The organism is Pseudomonas shirazica, assembly GCF_015168335.1.
GTDB lineage: Bacteria > Pseudomonadota > Gammaproteobacteria > Pseudomonadales > Pseudomonadaceae > Aquipseudomonas > Aquipseudomonas asiatica.
Genome location: NZ_CP063456.1, coordinates 126,494 through 139,759, shown reverse-complemented (window position 1 = coordinate 139,759; position 13,266 = coordinate 126,494). Strand labels below are relative to the sequence as shown.

Annotated in this window: 13 protein-coding genes; 9 read left to right on the top strand and 4 right to left on the bottom strand. The window is 64.1% G+C overall.

Features of this window, described 5'->3' with window-relative positions; translation table 11 throughout:
- Positions 1 to 3: 3 nt before the first annotated feature.
- Positions 4 to 330, bottom strand: coding sequence for a DUF1820 family protein (locus IMX18_RS00660; RefSeq protein WP_013974341.1), 327 nt, complete (start codon positions 328 to 330; stop codon positions 4 to 6).
- Positions 331 to 606: 276 nt separating this feature from the next.
- Between IMX18_RS00660 and IMX18_RS00655 the strand changes: the two genes are divergently transcribed.
- Genes IMX18_RS00655 through lnt form a run of 4 tightly spaced genes read left to right on the top strand, consistent with a single transcriptional unit; the run spans position 607 to position 4,462 of the window.
- Positions 607 to 1,605: a PhoH family protein gene (locus tag IMX18_RS00655; protein WP_013974342.1), complete on the top strand. Its 999-nt coding sequence runs from the start codon at positions 607 to 609 to the stop codon at positions 1,603 to 1,605.
- Positions 1,598 to 2,071: an rRNA maturation RNase YbeY gene (gene ybeY, locus IMX18_RS00650; protein WP_015271932.1), complete on the top strand. Its 474-nt coding sequence runs from the start codon at positions 1,598 to 1,600 to the stop codon at positions 2,069 to 2,071. Before IMX18_RS00655 ends, ybeY begins: the two co-directional genes overlap by 8 nt.
- A 25-nt stretch (positions 2,072 to 2,096) precedes the next feature.
- Positions 2,097 to 2,936 carry a CorC family transporter gene (locus IMX18_RS00645; protein ID WP_003257584.1) on the top strand — a complete coding sequence of 280 codons (840 nt, stop codon included), beginning with the start codon at positions 2,097 to 2,099 and terminating at the stop codon, positions 2,934 to 2,936.
- Positions 2,937 to 2,944: 8 nt separating this feature from the next.
- Positions 2,945 to 4,462 carry an apolipoprotein N-acyltransferase gene (gene lnt / locus IMX18_RS00640; RefSeq protein WP_013974344.1) on the top strand — a complete coding sequence of 506 codons (1,518 nt, stop codon included), beginning with the start codon at positions 2,945 to 2,947 and terminating at the stop codon, positions 4,460 to 4,462.
- A 155-nt stretch (positions 4,463 to 4,617) separates the two neighbouring features.
- Here the strand turns inward: lnt and IMX18_RS00635 are convergent, their stop codons facing one another.
- Together IMX18_RS00635 and IMX18_RS00630 are read right to left on the bottom strand one after the other, a co-directional pair.
- On the bottom strand, positions 4,618 to 5,379 hold the full coding sequence (locus tag IMX18_RS00635; RefSeq protein ID WP_015271933.1) for a YdcF family protein: 762 nt from the start codon (positions 5,377 to 5,379) through the stop codon (positions 4,618 to 4,620).
- A 135-nt stretch (positions 5,380 to 5,514) separates the two neighbouring features.
- Positions 5,515 to 5,829: a hypothetical protein gene (locus IMX18_RS00630; protein WP_003257582.1), complete on the bottom strand. Its 315-nt coding sequence runs from the start codon at positions 5,827 to 5,829 to the stop codon at positions 5,515 to 5,517.
- A gap of 227 nt (positions 5,830 to 6,056) precedes the next feature.
- Here IMX18_RS00630 and leuS point away from each other — a divergent pair, with 227 nt between their 5' ends.
- The 5 genes from leuS to IMX18_RS00605 all read left to right on the top strand — a co-directional run bounded on the left by leuS (position 6,057) and on the right by IMX18_RS00605 (position 12,151).
- Complete coding sequence (gene leuS, locus IMX18_RS00625; RefSeq protein WP_015271934.1) at positions 6,057 to 8,663, top strand: leucine--tRNA ligase; 2,607 nt, start codon at positions 6,057 to 6,059, stop codon at positions 8,661 to 8,663.
- Positions 8,664 to 8,723: 60 nt separating this feature from the next.
- Positions 8,724 to 9,329 (top strand): LPS-assembly lipoprotein LptE, encoded by a 606-nt coding sequence (locus IMX18_RS00620; RefSeq protein ID WP_015271935.1) that lies wholly within the window; start codon positions 8,724 to 8,726, stop codon positions 9,327 to 9,329.
- 39 nt (positions 9,330 to 9,368) lie between these two features.
- Positions 9,369 to 10,406, top strand: coding sequence for a DNA polymerase III subunit delta (gene holA, locus IMX18_RS00615; protein WP_024087789.1), 1,038 nt, complete (start codon positions 9,369 to 9,371; stop codon positions 10,404 to 10,406).
- A 203-nt stretch (positions 10,407 to 10,609) separates the two neighbouring features.
- Positions 10,610 to 10,774, top strand: coding sequence for an alternative ribosome rescue factor ArfA (gene arfA / locus IMX18_RS00610; protein ID WP_003257578.1), 165 nt, complete (start codon positions 10,610 to 10,612; stop codon positions 10,772 to 10,774).
- Positions 10,775 to 10,834: 60 nt separating this feature from the next.
- Complete coding sequence (locus IMX18_RS00605; protein ID WP_015271937.1) at positions 10,835 to 12,151, top strand: lytic murein transglycosylase; 1,317 nt, start codon at positions 10,835 to 10,837, stop codon at positions 12,149 to 12,151.
- Positions 12,152 to 12,285: 134 nt separating this feature from the next.
- Here IMX18_RS00605 and IMX18_RS00600 read toward each other — a convergent pair whose 3' ends face one another.
- Positions 12,286 to 13,224, bottom strand: a complete 939-nt coding sequence (locus tag IMX18_RS00600) for a S66 peptidase family protein (RefSeq protein ID WP_015271938.1) — start codon at positions 13,222 to 13,224, stop codon at positions 12,286 to 12,288.
- Between the last annotated feature and the right edge of the window lie 42 nt (positions 13,225 to 13,266).

Below are 13,266 nucleotides of genomic sequence, written 5' to 3'. Positions count from 1 at the left end.
GGGTTACTTTTCCGGCATCGGCATGGGGAACGGCATCACGTTGCCGCCGCCCTTGGCTTCGCTGATCTTCGCCGTACCCAGGCGCTCCACCTCGTCTATGCGCACGATCGAGTGCATCGGCACGAAACTGCGGATCACCCCATCGAACTGGCTCTTGAGCTTCTCCTCGCTCGGGTCCACCACCAGCTGCGAACGCTCGCCGAACACGAACTCCTCGATTTCCAGGAACCCCCACAGGTCGCTCTGGTAGATCTGCTTGGCATACATCTCGAAGACCTGCCCCTGGTTGAGGAAGATCACTTTATAGATGGCAGGTTCGCGTTTGCTCATGTTCGTCGGGATAACACATGCGTAAGAAAAGACGGGCATCATAGCAGACAGGTTTGCTGATCTGTGTTGCCTGTCCCGGCCTGATCGCCGGCAAGCCAGCTCCCACAGGTACTGCGCAAGCTTCAGGCCTGTGCAGTATCTGTGGGAGCCCGGCTTGCCGGCGATAGGGCCGGAACAGGCCATACATACCGTTGAACGTTTCAGTGCTTTCGCCACTGCCATTCAAGGGTTATTCTTGAGTTCACATCCATTGCCGTCGAGCGGCTAAAAACGACCTTGAACGCACCCATACAACCCCATCGCTTCATCCTCGAACCCTTCGAGGCCCACCGTTTCGCCAACTTGTGCGGCCAGTTCGACGAGCACCTGCGCCTGATCGAACAGCGCCTGGCCATCGAGATCCGCAACCGCGGCAATCAGTTCGAACTGATCGGCGAACCCAAGACCACCTCCGCTGCCGAACAACTGCTGCGCCGTCTCTACCGCGAGACAAAGGCCAGCGACCTGTCGCCGGAAACCGTGCATCTGTACCTGCAGGAATCGACCGTCGAGAACATCGACAACCCGGCCGTCAACGAGGTCAGCGTGTCGCTGCGCACGCGAAAGGGCAACATCCGCCCGCGCGGGGTCAACCAGCAACGCTACGTCAAGGAAATCCTGGCCAACGACATCAACTTCGGCATCGGCCCGGCCGGTACCGGCAAGACCTACCTGGCCGTGGCCTGCGCCGTGGACGCGCTGGAACGCGAACAGGTGCGCCGGATCCTGCTGGTGCGACCTGCGGTAGAGGCGGGCGAAAAGCTCGGCTTCCTGCCCGGCGACCTGGCCCAGAAGATCGACCCGTACCTGCGCCCGCTGTACGACGCCCTGTACGAAATGCTCGGCTTCGAACATGTGGCCAAGCTGATCGAGCGCCAGGTGATCGAGATCGCGCCGCTGGCCTACATGCGTGGCCGCACCCTGAACAACAGCTTCATCATCCTCGACGAGAGCCAGAACACCACGCTGGAACAGATGAAGATGTTCCTTACCCGTATCGGCTTTGGCTCCACCGCGGTCATCACCGGTGACATCACCCAGGTTGACCTGCCCCGCGGTACCAAGTCAGGCCTGGCACACGTCATCGAGGTGCTAAAGGACGTTCCGGGGATCAGCTTCACCCACTTCCAACCCAAAGATGTGGTTCGTCACCCACTGGTGCAGCGCATTGTCGAGGCCTACGACCGCTTCGATGCCCGCCAGGCCAAGCCCGAGGCGCCCGGCAAAGATGCTTGAACTCGATATTCAACGGGCCACGGATGCTGCCGCCCCGGATGACACCGCCTTTCGCCGCTGGTGCGAACTGGCCCTGCGCCAGCGCAGCGCCGATTCGGAAATGACCATTCGCCTGGTCGACGAAGCCGAAGGCCGCGAGCTGAACCACACCTACCGGCACAAGGACTACGCGACCAATGTGCTGTCGTTCCCGGCCGACGTCCCCGACGACCTGCTCGATATCCCGTTGCTGGGCGACCTGGTGATCTGCGTGCCAGTGGTCGAGCGCGAAGCCGCCGAACAGGGCAAGTCGCTGGAAGCGCACTGGGCGCACCTGGTCATACACGGTTGCCTGCACCTGCTCGGCTACGACCACATCGAAGATGAGGAAGCCGAGGAAATGGAAGGCCTGGAACGGGAATTGCTGGCAGAACTGGGTCATCCAGACCCGTACGCCGACGATGAAACCGACACCATCACACACTGATACACGAAGGATCACGAGAACCGCCATGAGCGAAGATCGATCGAGCAACGGGCAGAAGTCCTGGCTGGGTAAACTGACCCAGGCTTTTGCCCATGAGCCGAAAAACCGCCAGCAACTCCTTGAACTGCTGCGCGAAGCCCATCAGAACAAACTGCTGGACAGCGAAGCGCTGACCATCGTCGAAGGCGCCATCCAGGTGGCCGACCTGCAGGTTCGCGACATCATGGTGCCGCGTTCGCAGATGATCAGCATCAAGGCCAGCCAGTCGCCCCGCGAGTTCCTGCCGGCGGTGATCGACGCCGCGCACTCGCGCTACCCGGTGATCGGCGAAAGCCATGACGATGTGCTCGGGATCCTGCTCGCCAAGGACCTGCTGCCGCTGATCCTTAAGGAGAATGGCGACAGCTTCAACATCAAGGACCTGCTGCGCCCGGCCACTTTCGTGCCCGAGTCCAAGCGACTGAACGTGCTGCTGCGCGAGTTCCGCGCCAACCATAACCACATGGCCATCGTCATCGACGAGTACGGCGGCGTGGCCGGCCTGGTCACCATCGAGGACGTGCTGGAGCAGATCGTCGGCGACATCGAGGACGAGCACGACGTCGAGGAAGACAGCTACATCAAACCGCTGCCCAGCGGTGACTTCCTGGTCAAGGCGCTTACCCCGATCGAAAACTTCAACGAGTTCTTCGACAGCGAATTCTCCGATGACGAGTTCGACACTGTCGGCGGCCTGGTAATGAGCGCCTTCGGTCACCTGCCCAAGCGCAACGAGACCACCGAGATCGGCCCTTACAAGTTCCGTATTCTCAATGCCGACAGCCGGCGGATACACTTGCTGCGCCTGACACCGATCACCCGTTAAGGACAAACATGCGTTGGATCACCCGCCCCGGCTGGCCCGGTAACCTGCTGGCCCTGGCGGCCGGTGCCTCCACCCTCCTGGCCCTGGCGCCTTTCGACATCTGGCCCCTGGCCGTGTTGTCCATCGCCCTGCTCTACCTCGGCCTGCGCGAGCTCAGCCCGCGCCAGGCCATGTGGCGCGGCTGGTGGTTCGGCTTCGGCCTGTACGGTGCCGGTACCTGGTGGATCTACGTCAGCATGAATACCTACGGCGGTGCCTCGCCGCTGCTGGCGATCCTGCTGCTGCTGGCCTTCTTCGCCGCCCTGGCCTGGTTCTTCGCCCTGCCCACCTGGCTGTGGGCACGCTGGCTGCGCCGCACCGAAGCACCACTGGCCGACGCCTTGTGCTTTGCCGCCCTGTGGCTGCTGCAAGAGGCCTTCCGCGGCTGGTTCCTGACCGGCTTCCCCTGGCTCTACGCCGGCTACAGCCAGCTGGACGGCCCGCTCGCCGGCCTGGCACCGCTGGGTGGCGTGTGGCTGATTTCCTTCGCACTGGCCCTGACCGCTGCCCTGTTGTGCAACGTGCACCGCCTGCGCGCCCGCCCCTCGTTCCTCGCGGTGGGCTGCCTGCTGTTGCTGGCCCCGTGGGTGCTGGGCCTGGCGCTCAAGGGCCATGCCTGGACCAAGCCGGCGGGCGACCCACTGAAAGTGGCGGCCATCCAGGGCAACGTCGAGCAGGACCTGAAATGGGACCCGGCGCACATCGATGCGCAACTGGCGCTGTACCGTGACCTGAGCTTCAGCTCCAGGCCGGTAGACCTGCTGGTGTGGCCGGAAACCGCGGTGCCGGTGCTCAAGGACCAGGCCCAAGGCTATATCGACGTGATGGGCCGGTTTGCCGCCGAGCGGCATTCGGCGCTGATTACCGGCGTGCCGGTGCGTGAAGTGGTGCATCACCAGCGCCGCTACTACAACGGCATCACTGTCACTGGTGAAGGCGATGGCACCTACCTCAAGCAGAAGCTGGTGCCTTTTGGCGAGTATGTGCCGCTGCAGGACATGCTGCGTGGCCTGATCGAGTTCTTCAACCTGCCCATGTCGGACTTCGCCCGCGGGCCGGAAGACCAGCCGCTGCTGCAGGCCAAGGGCTACCAGATTGCGCCTTACATCTGCTACGAAGTGGTCTACCCCGAATTCGCCGCAGGCCTGGCGGCCCGCAGCGACCTGCTGCTGACCATCAGCAACGACACCTGGTTCGGTACCTCGATCGGCCCGCTGCAGCACCTGCAGATGGCACAGATGCGCGCGCTGGAAGCCGGGCGCTGGATGATCCGCGCCACCAACAATGGCGTGACCGCGCTGATCGACCCGTTTGGCCGCATTACCACGCAGGTACCGCAGTTCCAGCAGGCGGTGCTGTATGGCGAGGTGGTGCCGATGCAGAAGCTGACGCCGTACCTGCAATGGCGGTCGTGGCCGCTGGCGATAGTCTGTGCATTGCTGCTGGGTTGGGCGTTGCTGGCTGGGCGAATAGCCAAGACTGTTTAACCAGGCGACGCAGATCACTGTAGGAGCGGCCTTGTGTCGCGATAGGGCCGCAAAGCGGCCCCGGCATTCCCGGCATAGAAGCTGAAATCTGGGGCTGCCATGCAGCCCATCGCGACACAAGGCCGCTCCTACAAGGGATCGCGTAAGCCGGTAAATCAGTAGAACAGCCGATACCCCACCAACCCAGCCACTTCATTGAGCAACTGCCCGCTCTGCCACATCGCCCGGCTCTCCGGTAGCAACCCGCCGAACGGCCGCGCATGATCGCGCCCGAGGAACCCGACTGGCGCCGGCACCACCTCGAACCCCGCCTGCTCGAAGCTCCAGCGCGAGCGCTGCATGTGCCAGGCCTGGGTCACCACGACCACCCGGCGAATCCCCAACGGCTGCAGCACCTTGGCCGTCAGCCGGGCATTTTCCCAGGTCGTGCGGCTGCCCTCCTCTCGCCATTTCACCTCGACACCGAAATCTTCACGCAGGCGATCAGCCATCAACTGCGCCTCGCTCGGCGGCGAGCCATAGTGCAACCCGCCACTGGTCAACACCGGCAAGCCCGAAGCCTTGGCCAGCCGTGCGGCAAAGCGCATGCGCTCCAGCGCCGTGGCTGTGGGCTGGTCGCCACCACCCCAGGCCGGGTCACCCCGCTCACGCCCCGCGCCCAGCAGCACGATGGCATCTGCCCGGCTTGCCAGGCCGGCCCAATCGCTTACCGCCAACGGCGCTTCCGTCTCCAGCACACGAGCGGTTTCCTGTACCACCAGCGGCAGGCTCATCAGCCACAGGCCACCAAGGCCCAGGGCAAAGCACAGCGCTGCCAGCCGGGGCCGACGGCGGCGCAGCCACCACGCCACAAGCAGCAGCAGGAACAGGACGCCTGGCGGCATCAGCCATTGTTTGACGAAGAATCGGATCGACATTGGCCACACCTCCTTGGCAGGTGTGCAGCCTAGAAGGATCGACGCCGGTCAACAAGGGTGTGGCCGGCGCCGATCGTGAGCTGTGCAAAATTTAAGAACCGGCGCGCGATAGCCTGCGCCTGGCGTCCTGAACGGCTAGCGATGCGGCAGCGTCCTGGATCTCGCCGTGCTGGCGGGGCGTTTCTTGTCCTTGAGCCAGATGATCTTGGCCGATGTCGGCTCCGCTTGTGGGTAACTGCCGACACAGGCATTGTGGCGCTCCGGGAGAGAATCCAGGTAGGCCTTGATCAGTTCGAACTCTGCGTGGCTCAGGCCACGCAACTCCAGCTCGGCTGGCATTTCGTCGCGCAATCGCACCGAGGTCCTGGCCACTTCCAGCGCCAGGCCAAGCCGGTCGATCAGGCGTTCGTATAGCTCCGGTCTGATTGCGGGTAGCTGCGTCTCTCCCATCCGTTCACCTCATTGAAGATAAGAATATCTCCCCCCACACCTGAGCTTAGCGTCGTTGAAAAAAGCAGCCGTGTGCCGCGACCAGCGGGCATTCGCAACGAAGGTTTCCCACGATGCGCGGCGCTGCTGTATGCTACGGCGTTCACTCTAAACGACACCGGAGTGCCGGACGCAGCGAGGTTCCGCTGCCTGGAACAAGGTCTCTTCCCTCTCAGCAAAAAGTAGCCATGCACGAACAATACACGCCCCGTGATATCGAAGCCGCCGCCCAGAAGTTCTGGGACGAGCAACAATCGTTCGCTGTTACCGAACAGCCAGGCAAGGACACCTACTACTGCCTGTCGATGTTCCCGTACCCGAGCGGCAAGCTACACATGGGCCACGTGCGCAACTACACCATCGGTGACGTGATTGCCCGCTACCAGCGCATGCTGGGCAAGAACGTCCTGCAGCCGATGGGCTGGGACGCATTCGGTATGCCCGCGGAAAACGCGGCGATGAAGAACAACGTCGCCCCGGCCAAGTGGACGTACGAAAACATCGACTACATGAAGACCCAGCTCAAGAGCCTGGGCCTGGCCATCGACTGGGCACGTGAAGTCACCACCTGCAAGCCCGACTACTACCGCTGGGAGCAGTGGCTGTTCACCCGCCTGTTCGAGAAAGGCATCATCTACCGCAAGAACGGTACCGTGAACTGGGACCCGGCGGACCAGACCGTACTGGCCAACGAGCAGGTCATCGACGGCCGTGGCTGGCGTTCGGGCGCGCTGATCGAGAAGCGCGAAATCCCGATGTACTACTTCCGCATCACCGACTACGCCGACGAGCTGCTGGAAAGCCTCGACGAGCTGCCGGGCTGGCCTGAGCAGGTCAAGACCATGCAGCGCAACTGGATCGGCAAGTCGCGCGGCATGGAAGTGCAGTTCCCGTACGACATGGCCAGCATCGGCCACGAAGGCACCCTCAAGGTGTTCACCACCCGTCCCGATACGCTGATGGGCGCCACCTACGTCGCCGTCGCCGCCGAACACCCGCTGGCCACCCAGGCCGCCCAGGGCAACCCGGCGCTGCAGGCGTTCATCGAAGAGTGCAAGAGCGGCAGCGTTGCCGAAGCCGACATGGCCACCCAGGAGAAGAAGGGCATGGCCACTTCCCTGCTGGTCGAGCACCCGCTGACCGGCGAGAAGCTGCCGGTATGGGTCGCCAACTATGTGCTGATGCACTACGGCGATGGCGCCGTAATGGCCGTGCCGGCCCACGACGAGCGCGACTTCGAGTTCGCCCACAAGTACAACCTGCCGGTCAAGGCCGTGGTGCGCACCAGCGCTGGCGACGAAGTCGGCAGCGAGTGGCTGGCCGCCTATGGCGAGCACGGCCAGCTGATCAACTCCGGCGAATTCGACGGCCTGGACTTTGCCGGTGCCTTCGACGCCATCGAAGCCGCCCTGATCCGCAAGGAGCTGGGCAAATCGCGTACCCAGTTCCGCCTGCGTGACTGGGGTATCAGCCGCCAGCGCTACTGGGGCTGCCCGATCCCGATCATCCACTGCCCGTCCTGCGGCGACGTACCGGTGCCGGAAGACCAGCTGCCGGTCACCCTGCCGGAAAACGTGGTGCCGGACGGTGCCGGTTCGCCACTGGCGCGCATGCCTGAATTCTACGAGTGCAGCTGCCCGAAATGCGGCACCGCGGCCAAGCGCGAAACCGACACCATGGACACCTTCGTCGAGTCGTCCTGGTACTTCGCCCGCTACGCCTCGCCGAACTACGAAGGTGGCATGGTCGACCCGAAAGCGGCCAACCACTGGCTGCCGGTCGACCAGTACATCGGCGGTATCGAGCACGCCATCCTGCACCTGCTGTACGCGCGCTTCTTCCACAAGCTGATGCGTGATGAAGGCCTGGTCACCTCGAACGAGCCGTTCAAGAACCTGCTGACCCAGGGCATGGTGGTCGCCGAAACCTACTACCGTGTGGCCAGCAACGGCGGCAAGGACTGGTTCAACCCGGCCGATGTCGAGGTCGAGCGCGATGCCAAGGCCAAGATCATCGGCGCCCGCCTGAAGACCGACGGCCTGCCGGTGGAAATCGGTGGCACCGAGAAGATGTCGAAGTCGAAGAACAACGGCGTCGACCCGCAATCGATGATCGACCAGTACGGCGCCGACACCTGCCGCCTGTTCATGATGTTCGCCTCGCCGCCCGACATGAGCCTGGAATGGTCCGACTCCGGCGTCGAAGGCGCCAGTCGCTTCCTGCGCCGCGTCTGGCGCCTGGCCCAGGCCCACGTGGCCCAAGGCCTGCCGGGCAAGCTGGATGTCGCCGCCCTGGACGACGCGCAGAAGGTCATCCGCCGCGCCATCCACACCGCCATCAAGCAGGCCAGCACCGACGTAGGCCAGTTCCACAAGTTCAACACCGCCATCGCCCAGGTGATGACCGTGATGAACGTGCTGGAAAAGGCCCCGCAGGCCACTGAGCAGGACCGTGCCCTGCTGCAGGAAGGCCTCGAGGCCGTTACCCTGCTGCTGGCTCCGATCACCCCGCACATCTCCCACGAGCTGTGGCAACAGCTGGGCCACCAGCAGGCAGTCATCGACGCCAGCTGGCCAGCCGTCGACGAGGCAGCCCTGGTACAGGACACCGTCACCCTGGTGGTGCAGGTCAACGGCAAGCTGCGTGGCCAGGTCGAAATGCCGGCCGCCGCCAGCCGCGAAGAAATCGAAGCCGCCGCGCGCAGCAACGAGAACGTCCTGCGCTTCATCGATGGCCTGACCATCCGCAAGGTCATCGTGGTTCCGGGCAAGCTGGTCAACATCGTCGCCAACTGATGGCAACGCCCGCCCGCAGGCACTGCGGGCGGGCGAACAGGCCCACAAGGGAGCAACAACATGATCAAACGCAATTTGCTGGTAATTGGCCTGGCGGTCATGCTCAGCGCCTGCGGTTTCCAGCTGCGTGGCACCGGCTCCACCGAGCTGAGCGTGAAGGAAATGGACGTAAGCGCACGCAACGCCTACGGCCCGACCGTGGTCCAGCTGCGTGAAGTACTGCAGCGTAGCGGCGTCAACGTGCACGCTGGTGCACCGTACCGCCTGGTGCTGACCAACGAGCAGGAGCGCGAGCGCTCGGCGACCTACAACAGTGGCAACCGTACCGCCGAGTACGAGCTGACCACCGTGCTGAACTACAGCATCCAGGGCCTGAACAACCTGGAGCTGATGAGCGACAAGGTGGAAGTGCGCAAGATCTACTTGCGGGACGGCTCGAACATCACCGGCTCCGAACAGGAAGCCAACCGTGCCCGTGAAGAAATGCGTCGCGACCTGGTCAACGCCATGGTCGTTCGCCTGCAGATGCTGACCCCGTCCCAGCTGGACGAGCTGCAGCGTCAAGCCGACGAGCGTGCCAAAGCCGAAGCCGCTGCGCTGGAGGCCGCTCGCCGCCAGCAGGCCGAAACGCCTCAGCAGTCGCCACTGGAAGTACCGGGCAACTAAGCCCGAGCGGGGTACCCTCGGGTGCCCCGCCTGTTCCCCATGAAGCTCGCCCCCGCCCAACTCAACAAGCACCTGCAAGGCGCCCTGGCACCGGTCTACGTGGTCAGCGGCGACGACCCGCTGCTGTGCCAGGAAGCCGCCGACGCCATCCGCAACGCCGCGCGCCAGCAGGGCTTCGACGAACGCCAGGTCTTCAGTGCCGACGCCAACTTCGACTGGGGCACCCTGCTCCAGGCTGGCGCCAGCCTGTCCCTGTTCGCCCAGCGCCGCCTGCTGGAATTGCGCCTGCCCTCGGGCAAGCCCGGTGACAAGGGCGCTGCTGCGCTGATGGAATACTGCGCCAACCCTGCCGAAGACACCTTGCTGCTGGTCAGCCTGCCCAAGCTCGACGGCAGCGCACAGAAGACCAAGTGGGGCAAGGCGCTGATCGAAGGTGCCCACTGCCAGTTCATCCAGATCTGGCCGGTGGATGTGCACCAGCTGCCGCAGTGGATCAACCAGCGCCTGCAGCAGGCCGGCCTGTCGGCACAGCGTGACGCCGTCGACCTGATTGCCGCGCGCGTGGAAGGCAACCTGCTGGCGGCCGCACAGGAAATCGAAAAGCTCAAACTGCTTGCCGAGGGCAACCAGATCACCGTGGAGACCGTGCAGGCCGCCGTCGCCGACAGCGCCCGCTTCGATGTCTTCGGCCTGGTCGATGCCATTCTCAACGGCGAAGCTGCGCATGCCTTGCGTATGCTCGAAGGCTTGCGCGGTGAAGGCGTGGAGCCACCAGTGATTCTCTGGGCCCTGGCCCGAGAGCTGCGCCAACTGGCGGGGCTGGCCCAGCAGTTCAGCCAGGGTGTACCGCTGGACAAGGCCTTCAGCCAGGCCCGCCCACCGGTCTGGGACAAACGCCGGCCACTGGTCAGCAAGGCCCTGCAGCGCCTGTCGGCGCAGCGTTGGGCGCAGTTGCTGCAGGATGCCCAGCGTATTGATGCACAGATCAAGGGCCAGGCAGAGGGCTCGCCGTGGACCGGCCTGGCGCGCTTGTCGCTGCTGATGGCCGGCCAGCGCCTGGCACTGCCTCCCGAGTAACTGGGGCCGCTGTGGGAGCGGGCATGCCCGCGAATCAGGCGACACGGTGGATGGCACCGGCTTCGCCGGTGTTCGCGGGCACGCCCGCTCCCACAGGGCTGCAATGTCCCCAACATCTCGAACCATAAACACAATCAATTGGCCCCACCCTGCCCCAAGCCCTACAGTGCGCCGCGAAACCCACCCAACCCGGGAATCCCGCCATGAGCAAAAAGCCGAAAAAGCACGGCCCCAACAAGGCCAAGTCGATCATCGCCCAACCGCTGTTCCGCTGCCGCCAGGAACAGCCGAACAAGGGCAAAGGCAGCTACCGCCGCGAAGCCTTCCAATCGAGAGATTGGGAGGCTTCCTACTTTTTGGCTGCATGAAAGCATCGAAAGCGCAGGCATGGTATGGTCATCACCTGACCTGCAATTCTGGATCTGTGAATGCTCCTCAGTCTTCTCCCCCGCTGGAAAACCCGTCAGCTGATCGCGGCCTCCAGTTTCATCCTGCTCGTGGCCTGCGCAGAAAAGCCCACCGCCGCCGATGCCCTGCCGCTCGCCCCCGCCCAGCCTGCCCCGGTGGTGACCCTGCCCGGCACGACGCCCGACACCAACACTGAAATCCAGCCTCTGCAAACCTTCGCGCAATGGCAAGCGGGCTTTCGCCAGCAAGCCCTGCAAGCCGGCATTTCGCAGGACACCTTCGACCGCGCCTTCCTCGGCGTCACCCCCGACATGGACGTGATCAAGGCTGATCGCAGCCAGCCGGAGTTCACCCGCCCGGTATGGGAATACCTCGAAGGCGCCCTGTCGCCCCTGCGTGTACGCAACGGCAAGAAGCTGCTGGAGCAGAACGCCGAACTGCTGACCCGCATCGAGCAACGCTATGGCGTCGATCGCCAGGTGCTGGTCGCGGTATGGGGCATGGAGAGCAACTTCGGCCAGTTCCAGGGCAGCAAATCGGTGATCCGCTCGCTGGCCACCCTGGCCTATGAGGGCCGCCGCCCGCAGTTCGCCCAGGACCAGCTGATCGCTGCGCTGCAGATCATCCAGCATGGCGACATCCAGCCTGAGGCCATGCGTGGCTCGTGGGCCGGCGCCATGGGCCAGACCCAGTTCATCCCGACCACCTACAACACCCATGCCGTGGACTTCGACGGCGATGGCCGCCGTGACATCTGGAACAGCACGGCAGACGCCCTGGCATCGACCGCGCACTACCTGCAGAGCTCGGGCTGGAAACGTGGCCAGCCGTGGGGCTTCGAGGTCCAGGTGCCGCCTGGCTTCGATTACTGGCAGGCCGATGGCGCCCTGCGCAAGCCGGTGAGCGAGTGGCTGGCGATGGGCGTGAAACTGCCTGCCGGTACCCAGTTGCCAGTGGGCAGCAACCAGCTGTCTGCCGCCCTGCTGCTGCCAGCGGGCGCGCGTGGCCCGGCGTTCCTGGTGCTGGACAACTTCCGCGCCATCCTCAAGTACAACAACTCGTCATCCTACGCGCTGGCGGTAAGCCTGCTGGGTGATCGCTTCACGGGCTGGGGCTTCATTGCCGGCAGCTGGCCGAAAGAAGACCTGCCGCTCAGCCGCAGCGAGCGCATGGAGCTGCAGAACCTGCTGAACAGCAATGGGCACGAAGCCGGCAATGCCGATGGCATCATTGGCGCCAATACCCGCAAGGCGATCCGCAATGCCCAGCAGGGGCTGGGGTGGCCGGCAGATGGGTATCCGACGCACAAGCTGCTCGAGAGCCTGCGTCAGCAGTGAGAATCTTGGGGCTGCTTTGCAGCCCATCGCGACACAAGGCCGCTCCTACAAGCGATCGCGAACCATCGGGGTAACGCGGTCTCCTGTAGGAGCGGCCTTGTGTCGCGATGGGCTGCAAAGCAGCCCCGACAATCTCAAGCCTGGAAAAGATCCTGCTCCAGCAGCAAGCTCTGCCGATCACTGTCCAGCCTTACACGAGCCCCCAACGGCAAGCACACATTCGGGTCACAATGCCCACTGCGCCACCCGGCCAGCACCGGCACACCCAGCGGCGCGAAGATATCCTCCAGCAGGGGCGTCAACGCCGCAGTGGTAATCCCGGCAAAGTCCCCCACCAGCACACCCTTCACCCCCTCCAGCTTGCCTGCCAGGCGCAGCTGGGTCAGCAAGCGATCCACCCGGTAAAGCGGCTCGTTGACGTCCTCGATGAACAGGATGCAGCCCTGCGTATCCAGCTCGGCAATCGTCCCCAGGGTCGCGCCCAGCATCGACAGGTTGCCGCCCAGCAGCGGCCCGCTGGCCACCCCATGCAGCACGCTGCTCAATGCGAAGTCAGCAGGGTGCACGATCTGCTCCCCTGCCCGCACATGCCCACCCAGCTGCGCCAGCAACGAAGTCTCGGTTGGCGGCAACTTGGCCCCCAGCAGGTCGGCATTGAGCATCCCGCCATGGAAGGTGAGCAGCCCGGTATGCCGGTAGATCGCCGTGTGCAGCGCGGTGATGTCGCTGTAACCGATCAGTGGCTTGGGGTTGCGCCGGATCAGTTCGAAATCGAGCTGGTCGAGCAGGCGCATGCTGCCGTACCCCCCACGCATGCACAGAATGGCGTCGATGGCCGGGTCGGCAAAGGCATCATGCAGGTCCTGTAACCGCTGCCGGTCCGGCCCCGCCAGATAGCCTTGGGCCTGAAGGGCTCCCGGATAGATGCGGCAGCTGTAGCCTCTATCAACGAACCACTGGTTGACCTTGTGCGTATCCAGCCGCGCCGCGCCCGCCGGGGCGACAATGGCAAAACAGGCATCACGCGGCAGCGCGGCTGGCAGGCTGGGTTGGAAGGTTTCGGCGCAATTCATCGCGGCTCCTTGCAGCGCGTGTGGCACAAACAAAAATGCCGA

Bases quoted from the DNA above. Each gene is read 5' to 3' on its own strand.
- IMX18_RS00630 (WP_003257582.1), bottom strand. From the start codon at position 5,829: ATGGGAGAGACGCAGCTACCCGCAATCAGACCGGAGCTATACGAACGC.
- IMX18_RS00605 (WP_015271937.1), top strand. From the start codon at position 10,835: ATGCTCCTCAGTCTTCTCCCCCGCTGGAAAACCCGTCAGCTGATCGCG.
- ybeY (WP_015271932.1), top strand. From the start codon at position 1,598: ATGCTTGAACTCGATATTCAACGGGCCACGGATGCTGCCGCCCCGGAT.
- lnt (WP_013974344.1), top strand. From the start codon at position 2,945: ATGCGTTGGATCACCCGCCCCGGCTGGCCCGGTAACCTGCTGGCCCTG.
- leuS (WP_015271934.1), top strand. From the start codon at position 6,057: ATGCACGAACAATACACGCCCCGTGATATCGAAGCCGCCGCCCAGAAG.
- IMX18_RS00660 (WP_013974341.1), bottom strand. From the start codon at position 330: ATGAGCAAACGCGAACCTGCCATCTATAAAGTGATCTTCCTCAACCAG.
- IMX18_RS00600 (WP_015271938.1), bottom strand. From the start codon at position 13,224: ATGAATTGCGCCGAAACCTTCCAACCCAGCCTGCCAGCCGCGCTGCCG.
- IMX18_RS00620 (WP_015271935.1), top strand. From the start codon at position 8,724: ATGATCAAACGCAATTTGCTGGTAATTGGCCTGGCGGTCATGCTCAGC.
- IMX18_RS00645 (WP_003257584.1), top strand. From the start codon at position 2,097: ATGAGCGAAGATCGATCGAGCAACGGGCAGAAGTCCTGGCTGGGTAAA.
- holA (WP_024087789.1), top strand. From the start codon at position 9,369: ATGAAGCTCGCCCCCGCCCAACTCAACAAGCACCTGCAAGGCGCCCTG.
- arfA (WP_003257578.1), top strand. From the start codon at position 10,610: ATGAGCAAAAAGCCGAAAAAGCACGGCCCCAACAAGGCCAAGTCGATC.
- IMX18_RS00635 (WP_015271933.1), bottom strand. From the start codon at position 5,379: ATGTCGATCCGATTCTTCGTCAAACAATGGCTGATGCCGCCAGGCGTC.